The sequence below is a fragment of the Sphingomicrobium sp. XHP0239 genome (assembly GCF_039555325.1).
GTDB lineage: Bacteria > Pseudomonadota > Alphaproteobacteria > Sphingomonadales > Sphingomonadaceae > Sphingomicrobium > Sphingomicrobium maritimum.
On sequence record NZ_CP154608.1, the window covers coordinates 384,989 to 406,916 of the forward strand.

The window sequence follows — 21,928 nt, forward strand, 5'->3', positions numbered from 1 at the left end:
AATGTCACGGACGGCACGATACGGCCTGGCCCTGATCCAACCCGGACAGGCGCAGAAGGAAATGACCCATAACGAGGCGCTGAGCCTGATCGACGCGCTGTTGCACACGACCGTGGAAAGCGGACCTGTAGACACACCGCCCGCAGCGCCGGAGCCGGGGGAGTGCTGGATCGTGGGCGACGCGCCCACGGACGCTTTTTCGGGGCAGGCGCAGGCGTTGGCATTGTTTACCGAGGGTGGCTGGCGCTTCGTGGCGGCGCGCGAGGGAATGATGTGCCGCGATCGAATCACGGAGCGTAGCTGGCGCTATGCCGACGGGAGCTGGATCGACGGGCAGATCGAAGCGTCGACCGTCCGGATCGGGAATCGGCAAGTCGTCGGTGCTCGGCAGCCTGCGATCGCTGATGTGGCAGGCGGTGCGACGGTCGATGGCGAGGCGCGATCGGCGATCGGCGCAATCCTGGCGGCGCTGCGCACGCATGGCCTCATCGAAGGCTGATCGAGGCATTATCCCACGACCGTCACGAAACCCTCTCAAATCGGGGTTAGGCGACGATGCATCACGTGACATCACGGACGTTCGAGGGAATGAACATGCGCACTTTTCTGATTTCGACCATGCTGGCGGGCAGCCTGGCAGCGACCCCCGCACTGGCCCAGGATCGCGGACTGTATATCGGGTTGGATGGCGGACTGCTGATCGTCGACGACACCGATCTCGATCTCGTTGTCACGGTCGTCGATGTCGCCGACGGATCGACGAGCCCGCTGGTGGCGGCGGACGGGGTGAGCCTCGAGTATGGCGCCGGTTGGACCGTCGCGGGGCAGGTCGGGTACGATTTCGGTGTGATCCGGGCCGAACTGGAAGGGCTCTATCAGCGGGCCGACATCGACACGGTGTCGGTCGCGACATTAGGGTCGGTCGACGATCCGGGCCTGGCGCAGACCTACGCGGGCATGCTCAACCTGCTGCTCGACCTCGGCAATTCCGACGGCGTGAACTTCTCGGCGGGCGGCGGTGTCGGGCTGGCCAACGTCAACCACGAATTGAACATTCCGGGCGTCACGGCTTTCGACGAGGGGGACGGCAGCTTCGCCTATCAGGGAATCGCGCAGCTGCGGCTTCCGATCAGCCGGGCGCTCGATGTGGGCCTCAAGTATCGATATTTTCGCACGGGCGATTTCGACTTTGCGCCGCCCACGACGCTGGGCTTTTCGAACCTGCGGCTCAACGACGGAAATTGGGCGTCGCACAGCGTCCTTGCCGGACTGACGCTGAACCTGCGCGGTGAGGACGAGGTCGTGGTCGCGCCGCCCGCTCCGCCGCCTCCGCCGCCGCCGCCGGCTCCGCCCGCGACCATCACTTGTCCGGACGGCACCGTGATCCTGGCCAGCGAGGAATGTCCTCCGCCGCCGCCTCCCCCGCCTCCCCCGCCGCCGATGCCGGAGCCGGAGCGCGGCTAAACCGAGGCTACCGCGCGATCGGGTAGAGGTTGCTGAAGGCCTCGGGTGCATCGACTGACGGGAAAGTGAACTTGAGGGCGTTTCAGTTCGTTCGGGTGGAAACACGCGAAGGAGAAAGAGCGATGCGCACGATCATGGCAGTAGCGGTTCTGGGACTGGCGGTGGCCAGTTGCGGCGATGCGCCCGAGGAAGAAGTCGAGACCGATACGGCGGTCCAAGATGACATGGCGGCGCCCGAAATGCAGCAGGCCCAGCTGATGGATGCCGACGGCAATTCCGTCGGAACGGTCGAGTATCGGGACGATGGCACGAACCTCACGCTGATGGTTCAGGCATCGGGGCTCGCCGAAGGGCCGCACGCGGTTCACCTGCATGAAACGGGTATGTGCAAGGGCCCCGAGTTCCAGAGCGCTGGCGGGCACTGGAACCCCGAGGGAAACCAGCATGGCCGCGACAATCCCGAAGGTGCGCACCTAGGAGATCTTGCCAACATGACGGTCGGTGCCGACGGCATGGGCCAGTCCAATTTTATCGTCGAGGGGGTGGGCGTCTCGTCAGGTCGCTACAGCCTTAGCGATTCGGACGGGACGGCGCTGATGATTCACGCCGAGGCCGACGATTATCAGACCGATCCCGGCGGCGACGCAGGATCGCGGGTCGCCTGTGCCGTTCTGGCCGCGCCGAGCGGCGGCGGGATGAATGGTCAGACCGGCATGTCCGGTAACGACGACGGCGCATCGAGCGCGATGGACGCCACGACCGGCGGCAACAGCATGGAGCCGACGACCAACTAAGTCGGACTATTTTGCAGATGCGAGGTCGGCGTCGGAAGGCGTCGACTTCGCTTTTTTGCTGTTCGACGTTTTCTTTTCGAGCATCGGCGCGAGGTAGCGGCCGGTGTAGCTTTCCTTGCTCTTCGCGACCTGTTCGGGCGTGCCCTTGGCGACGATCATGCCGCCGTTGACGCCGCCACCGGGTCCGAGGTCGAGGATATGGTCGGCGGTTTTGATGACGTCGAGATTATGCTCGATCACCACGACGGTGTTTCCCTGCTCGACCAGAGCGTGGAGCACTTCCAACAGTTTGCGAACGTCTTCGAAATGCAGGCCCGTGGTGGGTTCGTCGAGGATGTAGAGCGTTCGCCCGGTCGCGCGTTTCGACAATTCCTTGGCGAGCTTGACGCGCTGCGCCTCGCCGCCCGAGAGCGTCGTCGCCTGCTGGCCGACCTTCACATAGCCGAGGCCTACGCGCTGGAGCATTTCCATCTTGTCGCGGATGGACGGCACCGCCTTGAAGAAATAGACCGCATCCTCGACGGTCATGTCGAGAACGTCGGCGATAGACTTGCCCTTGAACGTCACCTCCAGCGTTTCGCGATTGTAGCGTTCGCCGTGGCAGACGTCGCAGGTGACATAGACGTCAGGCAAGAAGTGCATTTCGATCTTGAGGAGACCGTCGCCCTTACAGGCCTCGCATCGCCCGCCCTTCACATTGAAGCTGAACCGCCCGGGCTTGTAGCCGCGCGCTTTCGATTCCGGCAGGCCCGCGAACCAGTCGCGGATCTGGGTAAAGGCACCGGTGTAGGTCGCGGGATTGGAGCGCGGCGTGCGGCCGATCGGCGACTGGTCGATGTCGATGACCTTGTCGAGATGGTCGAGCCCGTCGATGCGGTCGTATTTTCCCGACAGGATGCGCGCACCGTTCAGGGCGCGAGCGGCGGCGGCGTAAAGCGTGTCGATGGTGAAGCTGGACTTGCCCGATCCCGAAACGCCGGTGACGCAAGTGAAGGTCCCGAGCGGCACGGAAGCGGTCACGTCCTGGAGATTGTTGGCGCGGGCGCCCTTGAGCGTCAGTTTCTTGCCCGTGCCCTTGCGGCGCTTTTCCGGGACCGCGATTTCGCGTCGGCCCGAGAGATAGTCGGCGGTAAGGCTGTCTTCACAGCTCATGATGTCGTCGAGGGTTCCGGAGCAGACGACTTCGCCGCCGCGCACGCCCGCGCCGGGCCCCATGTCGATGACATGGTCCGCAGTGCGGATGGCGTCCTCGTCATGTTCGACGACAAGGACCGTATTGCCGAGACCGCGGAGCCGCTTGAGCGTCTCGAGCAGGCGGTCGTTGTCCTTCTGATGAAGCCCGATCGAGGGTTCGTCGAGGACGTAGAGCACCCCCGACAGGCCGCTGCCGATCTGGCTGGCGAGGCGGATTCGCTGGCTTTCGCCGCCCGACAACGTGCCCGAGGTGCGGTCAAGATTGAGATAGTCGAGACCGACATTGTGCAGGAAGCCGAGCCGTTCGTTGATTTCCTTCAGGATCGGCCCGGCGATCTCGCGCTGCTGCTTGGTCAGCGTTTCGGCGACACTGCCAAACCATTCGACCGCATCCTCGACCGAACGGCGGGCGGACATGGAGATGTCTTCTCCCGCGATCTTGACCGCCCGCGCTTCAGGCTTGAGACGCGCGCCGCCGCAGGTCTCGCAGGGGTGGGCGGCCTGGTAGCGCGACAGTTCCTCGCGCATCCACGCGCTTTCGGTGGTGCGAAGCCGGCGTTCAAGATTGCCGATGACACCCTCGAACGGTTTCTTCACCTCGTAGCTTTTCCGATTGTCGACGAAGCGGAGCGTCACGGGCTTGCCCTTCGTGCCGCGAAGAATCACGGCCTTGGCTTCGTCCGATAGGTCGGCCCACTTGTCGTCGAGACTGAAGTCGTAGGCGCGCGCGAGGCTGCCGAGGACCTGCATGTAGTAAGGCGACGGCGGCTGGCTTTTCGCCCAGGGAACGACCGCGCCTTTCTTGAGTGTAAGATCGTGGTTGGGAACGACGAGATCCTCGTCGAATTCCATCATTTCGCCGAGGCCGTCGCAACTGGGGCATGCGCCCTGCGGCGCGTTGAAGCTGAACAGCCGCGGTTCGATCTCGCTGATCGTGAAACCCGAAACCGGGCAGGCGAAGCGCTGGCTGAACACGATGCGGCCGGGCACGCCGTGATCGAGCTTCATGCCCGACTGCTTGGCACTTTCCTCGGGCGGGTCGACGGGGTCGAGATAGGCGAGGCCGTCGGCCAGTTCGAGCGCGGTCTCGAAACTGTCGGCGAGACGCGGTTCGATACCGTCCTTGATGACGATCCGGTCGACGACGATCTCGATGTCGTGCTTGTACTTCTTGTCGAGCTTCGGCGCTTCGTCGATCGAATAGACTTCGCCATCGAGCCGGATGCGGGTGTAGCCGGCCGCCTGCCATTCGGCGATTTCCTTGCGATACTCGCCCTTGCGGCCGCGAACGACGGGCGCGAGCAGGAGGTGGCGTGACTTGGTCGGCAGCTTCATCGTGCGGTCGACCATCTGGCTGACCTGCTGCGCCTCGATCGGAAGACCGGTTGCGGGTGAATAGGGAATGCCGACCCGCGCCCAGAGCAAGCGCATATAGTCGTAGATCTCGGTGACGGTCGCGACGGTCGAGCGGGGGTTGCGGCTGGTGGTCTTCTGTTCGATCGAAATGGCCGGCGAGAGTCCGTCGATATGCTCGACATCGGGCTTCTGCATCATTTCGAGGAACTGGCGCGCGTAGGCGCTGAGTGATTCCACGTAGCGGCGCTGCCCCTCCGCGTAGATGGTATCGAACGCGAGGCTGGACTTGCCGCTTCCGGACAGGCCGGTGATGACCGTCAGGCTCTCGCGCGGGATGTCGACGTCCACGCCCTTCAGATTATGTTCGCGTGCGCCACGCACGCTGATGTTGGTGAGCGCCATCCGGATCCTCGATATTCTTGTTTTGTTCTACGCCGCGATAGCGCATGTGAGGCCAACGGGCCAAGCCCCGATGTGGGTTCCGCGCGCCGACGATCAAGGCATCGGCACGTCCGGTCGGAACGGTCAGATCCGGCTGAGCCGCATCGCGAGGTGGGCGAGGGCGGGAACCGTGGAGGTAGCGCGTCGGAGCAGGCGGGCTCCCAGCTCCGTTTCTCCCAATTTCCAGAGCAGTTCCGCCGCGGCCACGGGACGGCGCGAGCGGGTGAAGAAGCGGCGCTGGTAGGACGAAGCTGCCGCGACGCCGCCAACGCGATAGAAATCCGATGCCATTCGTGCGCTGGCGAGCGCGATCCCCATGCCCTCCCCCGCCAGCGAGGGGATGACGGCGGCCTGGTCCCCGAGGCGGAAAAGTCCCGGTTCCGTATCGCGGGCGCGCCAGCCGTAAGGGACCGCGGCAATGGTATCGATTGCGACGTCGAAAGGGACTTCGGCCAAGCGATCGGCGAAGCGGGGCGAGTTCTCTGCCAGTCGGTCGAGAAGCGATCGGGGATTGCCGCCGGCTTCCAAAAGCAGCGACTTTCGCAGCGCGAGACAGATGTTCGCGCGGCCGTTTTCCTGAAGGACGATGCCTGCGTAGCCCCCCGCGAAGAGATGCAGTTCGATTCCATCCGAGACCAGTCGGGCGAGCTTATCGGTTGCGCGACAGTGGATGCGCAGGCCGAGCGCGGGATCGTCTGCGTCGCGTGCGCGACCAATCCCGCGGACGTCGGTTTTCCCCGTCGCGAGGAAAATCGCGTCGCCATCGTAGGTCGCCGTTTCGCCCTCGACACGCCCCGGTGTCACGGTCCGGATGCGATCCACCTGGAACGGCACGCCCTGCGCGATAGCCAATTCGCGGAGTCGGCCGTCCATCGTCTGTCGCGACAGGCCGTATCCGGGAGCGGGGAGGGTCGCTTCCGCCATCGAGCGACCCGCAAACAATGCAAGCCGGCGAACCTCGGGCGCTCCGGCGTCGAGGGGGTCAAAGCCAAGAGTGCGTAGCCGAGAAGCGGTCTGCCAACTCAGGAAGCCGCCGCAGATGGGGTCTCCTGCGGTGGCATCGCGGTCGATCAGAAGCGGGGTCGCGCCTCCGCGAGAAAGGTCAATGGCGGCGGCACACCCGGCCGGACCGGCGCCGATGATGATCGGCCGCCTCGTCATCGTGTCTTGCCGACGCAGAGCCGAAACGGAAAGCGCCGTTCGACGCGCGCGCCGTGGACCCCGGCGTCGGCGAGCAGAGCGTCCCAATCTTCTCGTCGGAAAGAGCGCGCGATCGAGACATGGCCGTCGTGTCGAACGATGGGATGCCAGCGCATCAGCCGTGCCAGCAGCGGCCAGCCGAGATAGGCGGCGCCGTGGCGGTGGAGGTCGTTGACGAACCAGCCGAGCCGCGCGTTTTCGTGCATGAAACGCAGGAATGAGACCAGTTGCTCGCGGCTCATGTGATGCGCGACAAGACTGGAAATGATGAAATCGAACGGTTCATTCGCCAAGTCGGCATAATCGCCGGTGCGATAGTCGATAGCATCGCTCGCCGCGGTTACATCCTCGGCCGCGGCGAGACTTCGCGGATTGAGATCGATACCGACGAGGTCTGCCTTCATTCCTCGCTTGCGCGACCAGGCTGCGATCGCACGAAGCATGTCTCCGTCGCCGAACCCCACGTCCAGAAGCCGGAAAGTGCGGCGGCTACCGAGCGCGCGGCCGAGAAAGCCCAGCGTGGGCCGCCGGGCCAGCGTGACCGTATTCACCTTCGCAAGGTCGTGGACGACGTCGCGATAGATTGTCGGATCGAGATCCGGATCGTCCATCCGCTCCTCGGCGATACGCCGTTCAGCCAGCATCGGACCAGCCGAACGAGAACCCTTCCATCGCCAGGCCCGGCCCGAACGCCAGCGCGATGCCCTGTGCCGGTCGACGGTCGAACAGGGCGGCGAGCACGAACATCAGCGTCGAGGACGACATGTTGCCGAAGTCCGCGAGTACCTGTCGCGAGGCCCGGAGCGCCGAAGGGTCGAGCGCGAGACCCTTTTCGACCGCATCGAGGATCGAGCGACCGCCCGCGTGAACCGCGAAGGCATCGATAACAGCGGGATTGCGATCGCCGAAAATCTGGTCGCGAACCTCAGACCGATCCAGCGCGGCGGCGAGGCGCGAGGGAACCTCGCCAGACAGGTGCATGATGAAACCGTGGTCGCCGATGTCCCAGGTGATGAGATCGCCGCTGTCCTCGAGAGCGGCGGAGATGCCGGGACCGAGTGTAAGCCCCGTGCCATCGCCCGTCACGATCGCTGCCGCCGCCCCGTCTCCGAACAGTGCCCCCGCCAGCAGCGGCTCGATCATGTCGGTATCGCGGTGGTGGAGGCTGGACAGTTCCACCGTCACCACGAGGACCCGTGCCGACGGTTCGGACCGGACGATGTGCCGCGCCGTTCGCAGCGCGGTTGCGGCGGCATAACAGCCCATGAACCCGATGAACGTCCGCTCGATCCGCGGCGAGAGGTCGAGCCGACGGGCGATGATCTGGTCGATCCCGGGGGCGACAAAGCCGGTGCAGCTGGCGACGACTAGGTGGGTGATGGCCCCGACCTCCGACAGTTTTCCGATGGCGGCGAGTGCCAGTTCGGGTGCTTCGCGCTCGTAGATCGACATTCGCTCGGCGGTGGTGGGCGGGGCGGCCGAATAGAAGCCGGACCCGCGATCGAGTTTGGCATCGTCCTGCCCGAGGACCGACCAGCGATGCTCGATCCCCGCGCGATCGGCCATCCGCGCGAACAGTTTGCGTTCGCGCGGGTCCGCGAGCCGTTCTTCCGCCCATCGTCGATAGTCGGCGTGAAAATCGGTCGCCGGTACGGCGGTGGCGATGGAGACGATGGTGGCCAGGGACTGCCTTTCGGGAACGATGCGTCCGAGACGCTTTAGGAAGGGTGGGCGCCCAGCGCTACCGAGGCAATGGTCTCGTGTTGCGGCCCGTCGCGAAACAGCCTGCTTTGAACGAGGTCGAAGCCGTCGACGGGAACCGATGCGCTTTCGAGGCCCGCCCATCGTTCGGCCCAGGCACGGGCGTCGATCGAGCCACCCGACCATCGCGCCAACGTCACGTGCGGCAGATAGGCGCGGCGTTCGGGGGGAAGCCCGCACCGCTGGATCGCGCGGTCGATCTTGTCATGCAGCGCTTCAAGCGGTGCCTTGGGGGCCAGTCGGGCCCATAACGCGCCGCCGCGGCGTTTCTCGAACTGCCCGACGCCGGCGACCCGAACGTCGAGCGATGGGGAGTGTATCGCGGATAACGATTCCGCAATATCCTCGGCCTCGTGCCGCCCGACCTCACCGATGAAGCGGAGCGTGCAGTGCAGTTGCTCTTCCGGCATCCACCGCAAGTTGGGCGGTCCGCCCTCCATCGCCGGGGCGAGCGTGTCGACGAGGGGTTCCGGACAGGCAAAGGCGACGAACAGGCGCATGCGTTCAGCGGGCCTTGCCGCGCCACGCGAGCGATTGGCGCTCGAGGGCGGCAAGATCCGCTGTCCCGGCCAGCACCTCCTCGCCGAGCGCGACCGCGCAACGGAGCGTTCCCTCGTCGGCATTTCGATAGGCTGGCGGTGCGATTTCGGATCGCCAGAAGTCCCGACAGCATTGTCGAGCAGGACGCGCTGGAAACAATGGTCGAAGCGGATCGGCCAGCCGCGTTCGGCGGCGCACGCAGGCAGTTCCTCGCGGGTAAGTTCGGACCACCGTTTCTCCAGCGTTTCCCGTTTCATGGCCGTTCAACGAAAACAGGCCGGAGCGAGGTCCGGTTTTGCTTGAAATAAGAGCGGACTGCCCCGATATTGTCCGCATAGGCAAAACGCGTCTTGCCATGTGCAGGACGGAGAGGAGAAAAATGGCCGACAAGTACGACAATCGCACGCAGTTCGGGAGCTTTACGCCCGGCACCACGACCAGCGTGCCGCGCGCCGCGCGCGATGTGGGGCTGCGCAGCTACATGCTCAGCGTCTACAATCTCATGGGTTCGGGCGTTTTGTGGACCGGGATCGTGGCCCTCGGGCTGGCGATGAGCGGCATTGCCGCTTCGCTCTGGTCTTCCGGTCTGGGCATCGTGTTCGCGCTGGCGCCGCTGGCGTTCGTCGTGATCCTCGGTTTCCGCTGGCAGAAGATGAGCACGGGCGCACAGCGCACGACCTTCTGGGCGTTCGCCACCGTCATGGGCGTCTCCATGTCGGTCATCCCGCTCATCTATTCGGGCGTCTCGATCGCGCAGACCTTCTTCGCGACCGCGGTGGCCTTCGGCTCGCTGTCGCTGTGGGGTTACACGACCAAGAAGGACCTGTCCGGCTGGGGCACGTTCCTCATCATGGGCGTGGTCGGTCTGATCGTGGCGATCGTCTTCAATCTCTTCCTGCAGAGTGCCGCGCTCGACTTCGCCATCTCGGCGATCGGCGTGCTGATCTTTGCCGGACTGACGGCGTACGACACGCAGAAGATCAAGAGCATTTACGCCCACGTCGCGCATAGTGCCGACGATACGCGCCGCGCCATCACGATGGGCGCGCTGATGCTCTATCTCGACTTCATCAACATGTTCCAGTTCCTGCTCACCTTCATGGGCGGGCGCGAATAGAACGGACCTTATCGCTTCGGCGTGACAGGAAGGGCCTGGCGGGCGACCGCCGGGCCCTTTTTTCGTGCCTCCAACCGGCGACAGGAGTGCTGCAGATGCCTCCCCGTTCTTGCCGCTGCGGCCGCGATCTCGACGCCGGTAGAAGAGCCCTGCGAGAAGACGATCGATCGGATCGACCGCAGAGTCCCGCCGCGCGACGTAGCGACCGTCAGGCGGACCCCATCTTCTCCATGAGTTCGGCGTCGATAGCCTTGGCGGCTCGATAGGCGTCGCGAGCGGTCAGGCGTTCCGCGTAGGCAAGCAGGCTGTCGTGCTTGGGAAGCGTCTCGAACTGCGTGCCCCAGATGACCTGCGCGCCGAGATAGACGTCGGCCATCGTGAAGCGATCGCCGCACACATATTCGCTCTTCGCGAGGAAGCCGTCGAGCGTCTCGACCATTCGGTCGTAGCTGCCGTATCCTACCATGCCCTGCTTTTCCGGATCGACGACGTCGAAGCCCATCGAGCGGTTGGTCACCGCCGCCTCGACCGGACCCGCTGCGAAGAACATCCAGCGGTAGTAGTCGGCTCGCTCGTCGTCGCGCGGGCCGAGATCGGCGTCGGAGAAGACATCGGCGAGATAGGCGCATATGCCTGCGCACTCCGTAACGATCCGGCCGTCGTGATCGATCGCGGGCACCTTGGCCATCGGATTGACGGCGCGCTTGTAGTCGCCCCTCATCTCATCGCCATAGCCGACGATGCGATGTTCGTAGTCGGCGTCGACTTCGTGCAGCGCCCAGCGGACGATCTGCCCGCGGCTCATTGGGTTGGTGTAGAATGTGATACTCATCTTGCCTCTGTCCCTTCAGTCCTACGAACGCTCAGTCTCGCTCGCTCGCGCTCTCGTCGCGAAGCGCGCGGAATTCGCTGTCTTGGCTCCAGTTGGGCCAGATGTCCTCGTTCCCCAACCGGCTGGCGACCGCGTAGAGAAGCTCGGCATCGCGCACGATGCCGTCGAAGTTCCAGTCTGCCGACCATTCGTCGCTCTGCTGGTGGTAGTGGTTCGCGGTATAGGCCTCCGCGATCTCGCGCGACCGTTCGGCGCCGCCCTCCATCAGTTCGACCCCCGACTTGAAGCTGACCGCCGGAACGCCGGCCTGCGCAAAGGGGAAATGGTCGGAGCGGTAGAATCCGCCCGAGGCGGGGTTGGGATCGGGCGTGAAACTGCGCTCCTGCTTCGACCCTTCCTCGATCATCAGATCGAGAAGACCCAAGCGAGCCGTTCCCGCGATGGAGAAATCGCCGGCCGGGCCGAACACGCCGGGGCTGTCGGTATTGAGAACGCCGGCCGTCCTGGCGAGCGGATAGAGCGGGTTGGCGGCATAATAGCGCGAGCCGAGCAGGCCGCCTTCTTCTGCAGCGACGGCGAGGAAAACGAGGCTGCGGTCGGTCCCGCCCGTCTCCACGAATGCGCGCCCCATTTCGAGGAGCATTGCGGTGCCCGTCGCATTGTCGAGCGCGCCGTTGTAGATGGAATCGCCGTCCTCGTCAGGCTCGCCCACCCCGAGATGATCGTGGTGCGCGGTGAAGAGGACATATTCGTCGGCCCGCTCGTCGCCCGGCACCATCCCCACCACGTTCTTGGCCGAGAATTCGTCGAGCTGGGCAAGGATCGTGGCATCGAGGGTCGCGTCCAACTCCATCGGTGTGAAATTCTTGCGCTGCGCCGCCTTCTTGGCATCCGCATAAGTGGTGCCGGCTGCCTCGAAAAGCCGCTTCGCCACGTCGAGATGCATCCATCCCTGCAATCCGGTGTGATAGGCGCCGGGATCCTGACGCACGATGTCGCGCGTCTGGTCGTTGTTGACCGAGATGACTCCCCACGGATAGCTCGCCGGCTCGGTCTCATGGATAACGAGAACACCGGCCGCGCCGCGCCGTGCCGCTTCTTCGAACTTGTAGGTCCAGCGGCCGTAATAGGTCATGGCATCGCCGCCGAAGTCGCCTTCGCCGCCCTCGAAATCCGGATCGTTGACCAGGGCGACCATGATCTTGCCGGTCAGGTCGACATCCTTGAAGTCCGACCAGTCGCGCTCGGGAGCGTGGGTGCCGTAGCCGACGAACACCAGCGGCGCATCGTCGATCTGGACCTGTGCCATGCCGTTGACCGGCGCGCGGACGGCAAGATCCTTGTTCTGGATCATCGGGATGCTCTCACCGGCCATGTTGAGCATCAGGACCGGATCATCGACCATGTTCGAGCGGAACAGCACGACATCCTGCGTCCACGCGCGCGTCCCGTCCGCACGAACGTCACCGCCGGGCTGAAGCCCGGCGGCGGCCATCGCGCCCGACAAATAGGCAACCGTCTTTTCCTCGCCGGGGGTGCCGGGAGCGCGTCCCTCGAACCAGTCGTCCGACAGGGTGCGGACGTGATGAGAAATCCGTTCGGCGGAGAAATCCTGCGCCTGGACGGGAGTGGCGATAAGGGAGAGGGCGCTGGCGCCGAGAAGGAAACGCATCATGGTCGGGTCACTCCTGATCAATGGTGTGACCCGACCATAGCGTCGTCGATGACGGTGGAAAGCCTACTCGGCCTTGTTGTCGTCCGAAGTCGTGTCGGCCTTCTTGGCCGGTTCCTTCTTCTTCGCCGCCGGCTTCTTCTTCGCGACGGGCTTGCGCTTCTTCTTGGGTGGCTTGGGCACGATCTCGAAGGCGGGCTGACCCTCCTTCATGTGGACCTTGACCTCGCCGCCATCGACCAGTTTGCCGAACAGCAGTTCCTCGGCCAGCGGTTGCTTGATCTTTTCCTGGATCAAACGGCCCATCGGACGGGCGCCGTACAGTTTGTCATAGCCCTTCGACACCAGCCAGTCGCGCGCGGCCTGGTCGAGATCGATCGACACGTTGCGATCTTCTAGCTGCATTTCGAGCTGCAGGATGAACTTGTCGACGACCCGCTTGACCACCGCCGGGGGGAGATAGCCGAACGGCACCACCGCATCGAGACGGTTGCGGAATTCGGGCGTGAACATCTTGCGGATCGCATCGTCCTGCACGTCTTCGCGCGTGATATTGCCGAACCCGATACTCTCGCGCGCCATGTCGGCGGCGCCGGCATTGGTGGTCATGATCAGGATGGTGTTGCGGAAGTCGACGGTCTTGCCGTGGTGATCGGTGAGCTTTCCGTTGTCCATCACCTGGAGCAGGATGTTGAACAGGTCGGGGTGCGCCTTCTCGATCTCGTCCAGAAGCAGGACGCTGTGCGGGTTCTGGTCGACCGCGTCGGTCAGCAGGCCTCCTTGGTCGTAGCCGACATAGCCCGGAGGAGCGCCGATCAGGCGACTGATGGCATGACGCTCCATATATTCCGACATGTCGAAGCGTTGCAGCGGAATGCCCATGATGCTCGCGAGCTGGCGCGCCACCTCGGTCTTCCCGACGCCCGTGGGGCCGGAGAAGAGATAGTTGCCGATTGGCTTGTCAGGGTCGCGCAGGCCAGCGCGGGAGAGCTTGATCGCGCTCGACAGTTTCTCGATCGCAAGATCCTGTCCGAACACGACGCGCTTCAGGTCCTGCTCGAGCTTTTCCAGCGTGCGCTTGTCGTCGGTCGAAACCGATTTCGGCGGAATGCGGGCCATCGTCGCGACGACGGCTTCGATGTCCTTCACCGAAATCGTCTTCTTGCGCTTCGAGGGCGCCTTCAGCATCTGCATCGCGCCCACTTCGTCGACCACGTCGATTGCCTTGTCGGGCAGCTTTCGGTCGTTGATGTAGCGATCCGACAGTTCGACTGCCGACTTGATGGCGTCGGGGAGGTAGCGGACCTTGTGATGCTCCTCGAAATTTGAGCGCAGGCCCATCAAGATCTGCACCGTCTCATCGATTGTCGGTTCGTTGACGTCAATCTTCTGGAACCGCCGCAACAGCGCACGGTCCTTTTCGAAGTGATTGCGGAATTCCTTGTAGGTCGTGGAGCCGATGCAACGGATCGCGCCGGACGACAGCGCCGGCTTGAGCAGATTCGACGCATCCATCGCTCCGCCGCTGGTAGCGCCCGCGCCGATGACGGTGTGGATCTCGTCAATGAACAGCACCGCATTCGGAAGCTTCTCGAGCTCAGAAACGACCTGCTTCAACCGCTCCTCGAAATCGCCGCGATAGCGCGTGCCGGCGAGAAGTGCGCCCATGTCGAGCGAGTAGATCACCGCTTCGCGCAGCACTTCGGGGACGTCGCCCTCGACGATCTTGCGGGCCAGGCCCTCGGCGATCGCGGTTTTCCCGACGCCGGGATCGCCCACGTAGAGCGGGTTGTTCTTCGAGCGGCGGCACAGGATCTGCACCGTCCGGTCGACTTCGGGACCGCGTCCGATCAGCGGGTCGATCTTGCCGTCCTTTGCCCGCTGATTGAGGTCTACGGTGAACTGCTGGAGCGCGCTTTCCTTCTTGCCGCCCTTGGCCTGTTCGCTCTCGGTCGGCCCGCCCTCGTCACCGTCCTCGTCGTTCGGATCGCCCGCGCCCGATCCCTCGGCCTTGCCGACGCCGTGCGAGATGAAGGTGACCGCGTCGAGACGGCTCATGTCCTGCTGCTGCAGGAAATAGACGGCATAGCTCTCGCGCTCGGAAAATAGCGCGACGAGCAAATTCGCGCCGGTCACTTCGTCGCGGCCCGAGGACTGGACGTGCAGGATCGCGCGCTGGACGACGCGCTGGAACCCGCTCGTCGGGTTGGGGTCGGTGGCACTGTCGCTCACCAAGGCACCCAGTTCGGCATCGAGATACTGCTTCACGGTGGCGCGCAATTCGTCGCGATCGACGCCGCATTTAGTCATCACTTCGGCGGCGTGATTGTCGTCGACCAGCGCGATCAACAGATGTTCGAGCGTCGCATATTCGTGGCGACGCTTGCTCGCCTCGCCCAGCGCATTGTGCAGCGTCTGTTCGAGTTCGCGGGCAAAACTTGGCATGAATTTTCTCCTTGTCCCAACAAGATGAGGGTTGGGAAGGGCCTCTTCAAGACGGTCCTAGGCAGGCCATGACGGACGGTTCCTGAACGTCATTTGCGGAACAGGGCGTCCGCCGCCGACATGTGGCTCGACTTACCCGTCATGTGGGCCTCGGTCCGGTCGATCTCCGCCTTCAGCCGCCGGATCCGCGCTTCCAGTTCCTCGACGCTCAAGGGATCGAGATCCTGGCGACCCAGTTCGACGATCGGCTCGCCGGGTTTGAAATCGTCTTCGTCGTCCATGTCGAACATCGTTGACCCGCCATAGCCCTGAGTCAATATGACCGCCGATTGATCCGGGGGCCGACACGATGAACCAACTTCCTACCACGATGCGTGGCATCGTCGCGCCCGAGGCGGGCACGCTGGAAATGGTCGAACGGCCGATGCCCGAACCCGGTCCCGACGAGGTTCTCATCCGTGTCGCCGCCGCGGGGGTGAACCGTCCCGACCTGCTCCAGGCAAATGGCCACTATCCTCCGCCCGAAGGAGCGAGCGACATCTTGGGTCTCGAATGCGCGGGCGAGGTCGTCGCGGCGGGCGAGGGGGGCGGAGCATGGGTAGGGCGCCGCGTCTGCGCGCTGGTTGCGGGCGGCGGCTATGCCGATTATTGCGTCGCCCCCGTGGGAACGTTGCTCCCCGTGCCCGAGGCGCTGACGCTGGCAGAGGCGGCGGCGATGCCCGAAACGCTCTTCACCGTCTGGTCCAATCTTTTCGAACGCGGTTTTGCGGCGGAGGGCGACACCGTGCTCGTCCACGGGGGGACCAGCGGCATCGGCACGACCGCGATCAAGCTGTGCAACCTTTATGACATCACCATCATCGTGACATGCGGATCAGACGAGAAATGCGCCGCGGCGGAACGGATCGGCGCCGACCGTGCGATCAATTACAAGACCGAGGATTTCGCCGCCGAGGTGAAGGACATGACCGAAGGGCGCGGGGTGGACGTGGTGCTCGACATGGTCGGCGGCGACTATATAGCGCGCAATCTCGACTGCCTTGCCGACGAAGGGCGCCATGTGTCGATCGCCTTCCAGAGGGGGGCCGAAGGGACGCTGCCGATTCCAAAGATCATGCGACGCCGCCTGACGCTGACCGGATCGACGCTGCGCGCGCGATCGGTGCGTTTCAAGACGATGGTCGCCGACGAATTGCGCAGCACGGCCTGGGGCTTCGTCGAGGGTGGGCGACTGAGACCGGTGATGGACGAGGCGTTTCCCCTCGCCGACGCGGCCGACGCCCATGCGCGGATGCAGGCGGGCGAACATGTCGGAAAGATCGTCCTCATCCCCTGAAAAAAAGCTGCCGCTTGATCGACGGGGCGCGAGCGCGTAGATCGGGTTCCATATTCCGGCCGCTCCGAAAAGGGGCGGCCTCACTTGTTTCTACGGGAGCCGAAAATGGCCGAACAACCCAAGCCCCTCATGCCCCATGCGACCGCCAGCTGGCTGGTCGAGAACACGTCGCTGGGCTTCACACAGATCGCCGAATTCTGCGGGCTGCACATCCTCGAGGTCCAGGCGATCGCCGACGAGACCAGCGCGACCAAGCTGACGGGACGCGACCCCGTTCGCGCGGGCGAACTGACGCACGAGGAGATCGAGAAGGGTCAGGCCGACAGCGACCACGTGCTTAAGATGCACAAGGCGCCCGAGGCGATCACCCGCACCAAGGGCCCGCGCTATACCCCGGTGTCGAAGCGGCAGGACAAGCCCGACGGCATCGCTTGGATCATCAAGAACCATCCCGAGGTGAGCGACGGCCAGATCGGCAAGCTGATCGGCACGACGCGCACGACGATCAACGCCATCCGCGATCGCTCGCACTGGAACATGTCCAACATTCAGGCCAAGGATCCGGTGACGCTTGGCCTGACCACGCAGCGCGAACTCGACGCCGCGGTCGCCAAGGCGCAGAAGGCGGCAGGCACCGAAGCTCCGGCTCCCGATGCGAACATCGACGACGATCGCGCCGCGCTCATCGACGAATTGCGCAAGGAGCGCCAGCAGCAGGCTGCGGATGCCGAGGCCGCGCTGGCGGCGGAAGAAGCGGGCGACGACGGCGTCCCCGAGATCGTTCCGGGCATCAAGGACCCGTTCAAGCGTTGATGTCTTCCGGCGCAGCATGCAGGACCACGCCATGACCGACCCCGCACCCCGTCCCGATATTGCCTCGATGGGTTTCGAGGAGGCGCTGAGCGAACTGGAAACGATCGTCCGCACGCTCGAAGCGGGCGACGAGAAACTCGACAAGTCGATCGAGCTGTTCCAGCGCGGCGAGGCCTTGAAGGCGCATTGCGAGGCACGGCTGGCGGACGCGCGCGAGCGGATCGAGAAGATCAGCCGCGACTCCGATGGAAAGCCGACCGGCACCCAGCCTTTCGATGCAGGCTGAGCGCGTGGTCGCCCCCGACCTGATGGCCGAGGCGCGCGCCGCGGCGAAGGACGTGGACGCGCTGTTCGCCGCCTTGCTCGCCAGCCCCGGCGACAGCCGCGACCCCCTCTACGAAGCGATGCGCCATGCCGCCATCGACGGTGGAAAGCGCATGCGCCCGCTGCTGGTGCGGGCGGCGGGACGCTTGTTCAACCTATCCGATGAACGCGTGCTGCGGGTCGGCGCAGCGATCGAGGCGATCCACGTCTATTCGCTGATCCACGATGACCTGCCCTGCATGGACGACGATGACCTTCGCCGCGGCAAGCCGACGTTGCACAAGGCCTATGACGAGGCGATCGCGGTGCTGGCGGGGGACAGCCTTCATGACCTCGCCTTCGCGCTGCTCGCGCACGAGGCCACGCATCCCGAGGCGCAGGTTCGCGTCGATCTCATCGCCGAACTGGCAAAGGCCGCGGGGCCGGACGGAATGGCGGGCGGACAGGTCATGGACCTTGAAGCCGAGAAAGCCGAACCGCTCGACCTCGATTCGATCACCCGGCTCCAGCAACTGAAGACCGGCGCGCTGATTGAATATGCGGTCGAAGCAGCCTGCATCCTCGGCCAGGTCGGGGAGGGGCTGCGCATTCCGTATCGCGGCTATGCCCGCAACGTCGGCCTCGCCTTCCAGATCGCCGACGACCTGCTCGACGTCGATGGCGACGAAACCAAGGCGGGCAAGCGTCTCAAGAAAGACGAGGATGCGGGCAAGGCCACGTTCGTCTCGCTAATGGGCGAACAGCGCGCCCGCGAACAGGCGGCGATGCTGGTCGAACAGGCCAACGAGCATCTCGCCCATCATGGCGGGGAAGCCGACCTTCTCCGCGCGATCGCCCGCTATTCGATCGAAAGGGATCGCTAAACCATGACCCAGCGCATCGGTCTTTACCCCGGCACCTTCGACCCCATCACGCTGGGGCATCTCGACATCATCCGCCGTGCTGCGCGGCTGGTCGACAAGCTGGTGATCGGGGTGACGACCAATCCGTCCAAGTCGCCGATGTTCGATCTCGACGAACGGATGGCGATGGTCGAGGCGGAGACGAGCGATATCGAGGGCGTGATCGAGGTCGTGAGCTTCAATGCGCTGCTGATGCATTTCGCGCGCGAGGTGGGGGCGAATGTGGTCGTTCGAGGTCTGCGCGCGGTCGCCGATTTCGAATATGAGTATCAGATGGCGGGGATGAACCAGCAGATCGACGATGATATCGAGACCGTCTTCCTGATGGCCGATGTGTCGCTGCAGCCGATCGCCTCGCGGCTGGTCAAGGAGATCGCCCGTTACGACGGCCCCATCGACAAGTTCGTCACGCCCGCCGTCGCCGACGCCGTGGCGGTGAAGGTGGAGGCAGAGCATCGCTGAGCCAGCCCGCGTTCAGCAAATGCTTGGCAACAAGCGCACCAACCCGCTAGAGACGGGGCCGACCGGTCAAATGAGGATCAACATGTTCAAAAGTTTCGGGAAAACCCTGTTCGCCGCCGTGGCGCTGACGCTCGTCGCCACGCCTGCCGCCGCGCAGGATCGCGGCAAGTATCGTTCGGCTATGCCGAGCCTTACCCATGCGGTCGTCCCGCCGGAGATTGCCAACGACCCCGCCAATCGCGTGACGATGACGCTCGACAACGGTGGGATCGTGGAAATCCAGCTTCGCCCCGACGCCGCGCCGCTGCACGTCCACCGCGTCCAGACTTTGGTGGCCTCGGGCTTCTACGACGGTCTTACCTTTCACCGCGTGATCCCGGGCTTCATGGCTCAGGGCGGCGATCCGACGGGTACCGGAGCAGGCAACAGCCAGCTTCCCGATTTGCCGGCCGAATTCAATCGCCTGCCGCATCTGCGCGGCGCGTTCGCGATGGCGCGCGAGGGTGCGCCCGAGAATGCGACCGAGGAACAGAAAACCGCGGCCGAGAATACGGCTAACAGCCAGTTCTACATCATGTTCGCTCCGCGCTTCGGTATCGACGGGGAATATACCGTTCTGGGCCGCGTCGTCCGCGGGATGAATACGGTCGACACGGTTGCGGTCGGCGAGCCGCCGGAAAATCCGACTCGGATCGTCAGCGCGCGCCTCGGCGGCCCGGTCCCCGCGGCGCCGATGGCGACCGACGCGATCACGGAAGCCAGCCGGCAGGACTGATGAAGGTCGACGCGTTCGACTTCGATCTTCCCCAGGACCGTATCGCGCTTCGTCCCGTCCGCCCGCGGGACGCGGCGCGCATGCTGCTGGTCGATGGCGATGACATCGCCGACCGGCAGGTCCTCGACCTTCCCGATCTTCTCGATCCCGCCGATTGCCTCGTCTTCAACGACACCAAGGTCATTCCCGCCCAGCTCGAGGGGCGGCGGGGCGAGGCGAAGATCGGCGCGACGCTTCACAAGCGAGAGGGACCGCGCGACTGGCGTGCCTTCGTGCGCAATGCCAAGCGAGTTCGCGAAGGCGACCGGATCGATTTCGCCGCGGATGTCACTGCCATCGCAGGCGAACGCGGCGCGGACGGAAGCATTCTCCTGTCGTTCGAAGGCACGGATCCCGTCGAACTGTTGCTGACTCGCGCCGGCACTATGCCGCTGCCGCCCTACATCGCGTCGAAGCGCGCGATCGACGAAGCCGACGCGGACGATTACCAAACGATGTTCGCGCGCGAGGAAGGCGCGGTCGCGGCCCCCACCGCCTCTTTGCACTTTACCGATCGGCTGATCGAGGCGATCGATGCGAGAGGCATCGCGCGCGAGACGCTGACGCTGCACGTCGGTGCGGGCACCTTTCTACCCGTGAAGGCCGACGATATAGCGGATCATCGAATGCATGCGGAATGGGGACGGATCGACGCCGATACGGCCGAGCGTCTGAATGCCGTCCGCGCGAACGGGGGGCGTCTGATCGCGGTCGGGACGACGGCGCTGCGTCTGCTCGAGAGTGCGGCAGACGAAGACGGCGTCATTCATCCCTTCGCCGCCGACACCGACATCTTCATCACTCCCGGTTATCGCTTTCGCGCGGTCGGGGGGCTGATGACAAATTTTCACCTGCCGCGCTCGACACTCTTCATGCTGGTCAGCGCACTGATGGGGCTGCCGCAAATGAAAGCCGCCTACGATCATGCGATCGCAGGCGGCTATCGTTTCTACAGCTACGGCGACAGCAGCTTGCTCCTGCCGCCGCGCTAGAAGGGCGTTACTGCGGAATGCGGAGAACCTGGCCGGGATAGATCTTGTCGGGACTTTCCAGCATCGGCTGGTTGGCCTCGAAGATACGGTTGTAGGCATTGGCGTCGCCATAATGCTCCTTGGCGATGCCCGACAATGTGTCGCCGCTTTCGACCGTGTGCCATTTGGCCGCATTGCCCGGGCGGTCGGTGGCAAGGTCGTCGTCCTCGACGCTGTCGATATGCTTGGTGTTGCCGGCGATGGCGAGCAGCTTCTCCTTGGTTTCCTGATCGGGAACCTTGCCGGAAATCTTCACCTTGCCGCCGTCGACGCGCACCTTGATGTCGCCTTCGAGGCCCATGCGGTCGATTTCGGCGCGAATGCGCTCGGCCTTCTCTTCCGCCGCGCTGTCCTCGCGGAAAAGCTCCTTGCCCTTGTCCTTCTTGAAAATGTCGAAAAGTCCCATTGCACGTCTCCTTATCGATGGTTGTTGCGCGAAGAACGGACGGTCGAAGGCCCCCGTTCCGCCAGGCCCCGTTTGCGGCTATGGGGCCGGCGAGAAGGGGAAACACCATGATGACGACGATGATCGCCGCCGCGCTGGCGGCTGCCCAGCCCGCCGAGCTGCCTGAGGGGATTGCCGATCTCATCGAACAGGCCGGGGAAACGGGCGATGCCGCGGCCCTCGACACGGTGATGGGACTGGCCCGCGCATCCTATCCCGATCGTCTCGACCGGCTGTCGGTTCTGGAAACGAGTGCCCGCGCGCGACTGGCCGAGCGCGCGGAAGCCCAGGCGGCGGCGGAGCGGGAAGCGCTGCGGGAGGCATCGTTCGTCGAGAACTGGGCCGGGCGTGGCGAGTTGGGGGGCTTCTACGCCACCGGATCCAGCGAGGAAGCCGGCGTGTCGGCGGGTGTCAAACTGGTGCGCGAAGGCATCGACTGGCGGCACAACTTCAACGCGCACGTCGACTATCGCGAAAGCGCGGGATCGACGACGCGCGAGCAGTTTCTCGCAGGATACGAACCCAATTACGAGATCAACGAGCGACTGTTCGCCTACGGCCTGGTGCAGGGAGAGCGCGATCGCTTTCAGGGGATCGACAGCCGCCTGTCGCTATCGGCCGGGGCGGGCTATCGGATCTTCGATGCCGATGATCGGTCGCTGTCGATCAAGGGCGGCCCCGCCTATCGCCGCACGAACCGCATCGGCGCGCCGGGCGACGAGCAGATCGCTGCTCTCGCCGCACTGACGGGAAACTGGCAGATCAGCGACACCTTCGGGATCACTCAGGATGCCGACGCCTATTTCGCGGAGGGCAACTCGACCTTCCGTTCGGAAACGGGGTTAGAGGCCGACCTCGGGGGCAATTTGCTCGCTCGCGTGGCCTTTCGGATCGATCATGAAACGTCGCCGCCGATCGGCGCGGAAGCGACCGATACGCTCACCCGCATCACGCTCGTCTATGATTTCGAATAGGTCCGCGCTAA

General features: G+C 64.5%; 22 protein-coding genes. 12 read left to right on the plus strand and 10 right to left on the minus strand.

The window, feature by feature from the left end; translation table 11 throughout:
- Window position 1 precedes the first annotated feature (1 nt).
- The 3 genes from WJT74_RS01930 (at window position 2) to WJT74_RS01940 (ending at window position 2,258) form a co-directional block, all read left to right on the plus strand.
- On the plus strand, window positions 2–499 hold the full coding sequence (locus WJT74_RS01930; RefSeq protein ID WP_343346214.1) for a DUF2793 domain-containing protein: 498 nt from the start codon (window positions 2–4) through the stop codon (window positions 497–499).
- 95 nt (window positions 500–594) lie between these two features.
- Entirely contained in the window at window positions 595–1,464 is an 870-nt protein-coding gene (locus WJT74_RS01935) for an outer membrane protein (protein WP_343346216.1), read from the plus strand.
- 122 nt (window positions 1,465–1,586) lie between these two features.
- Entirely contained in the window at window positions 1,587–2,258 is a 672-nt protein-coding gene (locus WJT74_RS01940) for a superoxide dismutase family protein (RefSeq protein ID WP_343346218.1), read from the plus strand.
- A gap of 6 nt (window positions 2,259–2,264) precedes the next feature.
- Here WJT74_RS01940 and uvrA read toward each other — a convergent pair whose 3' ends face one another.
- The 5 genes from uvrA to thpR form a co-directional block, all read right to left on the minus strand.
- Window positions 2,265–5,210, minus strand: coding sequence for an excinuclease ABC subunit UvrA (gene uvrA / locus WJT74_RS01945; protein ID WP_343346221.1), 2,946 nt, complete (start codon window positions 5,208–5,210; stop codon window positions 2,265–2,267).
- A gap of 123 nt (window positions 5,211–5,333) precedes the next feature.
- Window positions 5,334–6,410: an NAD(P)/FAD-dependent oxidoreductase gene (locus tag WJT74_RS01950; protein WP_343346224.1), complete on the minus strand. Its 1,077-nt coding sequence runs from the start codon at window positions 6,408–6,410 to the stop codon at window positions 5,334–5,336.
- On the minus strand, window positions 6,407–7,093 hold the full coding sequence (locus WJT74_RS01955) for a methyltransferase domain-containing protein (RefSeq protein WP_343346225.1): 687 nt from the start codon (window positions 7,091–7,093) through the stop codon (window positions 6,407–6,409). Before WJT74_RS01955 ends, WJT74_RS01950 begins: the two co-directional genes overlap by 4 nt.
- Window positions 7,083–8,153, minus strand: a complete 1,071-nt coding sequence (locus tag WJT74_RS01960) for a type III polyketide synthase (protein ID WP_343348243.1) — start codon at window positions 8,151–8,153, stop codon at window positions 7,083–7,085. The genes WJT74_RS01955 and WJT74_RS01960 overlap by 11 nt, the downstream gene beginning before the upstream one ends.
- A gap of 14 nt (window positions 8,154–8,167) precedes the next feature.
- Entirely contained in the window at window positions 8,168–9,007 is an 840-nt protein-coding gene (thpR, locus tag WJT74_RS01965) for an RNA 2',3'-cyclic phosphodiesterase (RefSeq protein ID WP_343346227.1), read from the minus strand.
- Window positions 9,008–9,129: 122 nt separating this feature from the next.
- Here thpR and WJT74_RS01970 point away from each other — a divergent pair, with 122 nt between their 5' ends.
- A complete protein-coding gene (locus WJT74_RS01970; RefSeq protein ID WP_343346229.1) occupies window positions 9,130–9,867 on the plus strand; it encodes a Bax inhibitor-1/YccA family protein in 738 nt (245 codons plus the stop codon).
- A 208-nt stretch (window positions 9,868–10,075) separates the two neighbouring features.
- Here the strand turns inward: WJT74_RS01970 and WJT74_RS01975 are convergent, their stop codons facing one another.
- From WJT74_RS01975 to WJT74_RS01990, 4 genes are all read right to left on the minus strand, one after another.
- A complete protein-coding gene (locus tag WJT74_RS01975) occupies window positions 10,076–10,699 on the minus strand; it encodes a glutathione S-transferase family protein (protein WP_343346232.1) in 624 nt (207 codons plus the stop codon).
- Between the two features lie 31 nt (window positions 10,700–10,730).
- On the minus strand, window positions 10,731–12,374 hold the full coding sequence (locus tag WJT74_RS01980) for a M28 family peptidase (protein WP_343346234.1): 1,644 nt from the start codon (window positions 12,372–12,374) through the stop codon (window positions 10,731–10,733).
- 63 nt (window positions 12,375–12,437) lie between these two features.
- Window positions 12,438–14,816, minus strand: a complete 2,379-nt coding sequence (gene clpA, locus WJT74_RS01985; RefSeq protein ID WP_343346237.1) for an ATP-dependent Clp protease ATP-binding subunit ClpA — start codon at window positions 14,814–14,816, stop codon at window positions 12,438–12,440.
- A gap of 89 nt (window positions 14,817–14,905) precedes the next feature.
- Entirely contained in the window at window positions 14,906–15,097 is a 192-nt protein-coding gene (locus WJT74_RS01990; protein WP_343346239.1) for a DUF1192 domain-containing protein, read from the minus strand.
- Window positions 15,098–15,165: 68 nt separating this feature from the next.
- On the opposite strand from WJT74_RS01990, the gene WJT74_RS01995 reads away from it, so the two are divergent.
- The 7 genes from WJT74_RS01995 to queA all read left to right on the plus strand — a co-directional run bounded on the left by WJT74_RS01995 (window position 15,166) and on the right by queA (window position 20,459).
- Window positions 15,166–16,152: an NAD(P)H-quinone oxidoreductase gene (locus WJT74_RS01995; protein WP_432215226.1), complete on the plus strand. Its 987-nt coding sequence runs from the start codon at window positions 15,166–15,168 to the stop codon at window positions 16,150–16,152.
- A 129-nt stretch (window positions 16,153–16,281) separates the two neighbouring features.
- A complete protein-coding gene (locus WJT74_RS02000) occupies window positions 16,282–16,965 on the plus strand; it encodes a DUF1013 domain-containing protein (protein WP_343348248.1) in 684 nt (227 codons plus the stop codon).
- A gap of 31 nt (window positions 16,966–16,996) precedes the next feature.
- A complete protein-coding gene (locus tag WJT74_RS02005; protein WP_343346241.1) occupies window positions 16,997–17,251 on the plus strand; it encodes an exodeoxyribonuclease VII small subunit in 255 nt (84 codons plus the stop codon).
- Window positions 17,241–18,152: a polyprenyl synthetase family protein gene (locus WJT74_RS02010; RefSeq protein ID WP_432215227.1), complete on the plus strand. Its 912-nt coding sequence runs from the start codon at window positions 17,241–17,243 to the stop codon at window positions 18,150–18,152. The genes WJT74_RS02005 and WJT74_RS02010 overlap by 11 nt, the downstream gene beginning before the upstream one ends.
- A 3-nt stretch (window positions 18,153–18,155) precedes the next feature.
- Entirely contained in the window at window positions 18,156–18,653 is a 498-nt protein-coding gene (gene coaD / locus WJT74_RS02015; protein ID WP_343346243.1) for a pantetheine-phosphate adenylyltransferase, read from the plus strand.
- Window positions 18,654–18,735: 82 nt separating this feature from the next.
- The gene (locus tag WJT74_RS02020) at window positions 18,736–19,428 is read left to right on the plus strand and encodes a peptidylprolyl isomerase (RefSeq protein WP_343346246.1); all 693 of its coding nucleotides are present in this window, start codon (window positions 18,736–18,738) and stop codon (window positions 19,426–19,428) included.
- Window positions 19,428–20,459 (plus strand): tRNA preQ1(34) S-adenosylmethionine ribosyltransferase-isomerase QueA, encoded by a 1,032-nt coding sequence (gene queA, locus WJT74_RS02025; protein WP_343346248.1) that lies wholly within the window; start codon window positions 19,428–19,430, stop codon window positions 20,457–20,459. Before WJT74_RS02020 ends, queA begins: the two co-directional genes overlap by 1 nt.
- Before the next feature lie 7 nt (window positions 20,460–20,466).
- On the opposite strand, the gene lysM is transcribed toward queA, so the two are convergent.
- The gene (gene lysM / locus WJT74_RS02030) at window positions 20,467–20,904 is read right to left on the minus strand and encodes a peptidoglycan-binding protein LysM (RefSeq protein WP_343346251.1); all 438 of its coding nucleotides are present in this window, start codon (window positions 20,902–20,904) and stop codon (window positions 20,467–20,469) included.
- Between the two features lie 107 nt (window positions 20,905–21,011).
- Between lysM and WJT74_RS02035 the strand changes: the two genes are divergently transcribed.
- Window positions 21,012–21,917, plus strand: coding sequence for a DUF481 domain-containing protein (locus WJT74_RS02035; RefSeq protein ID WP_343346253.1), 906 nt, complete (start codon window positions 21,012–21,014; stop codon window positions 21,915–21,917).
- The last annotated feature ends 11 nt before the right edge of the window (window positions 21,918–21,928 follow it).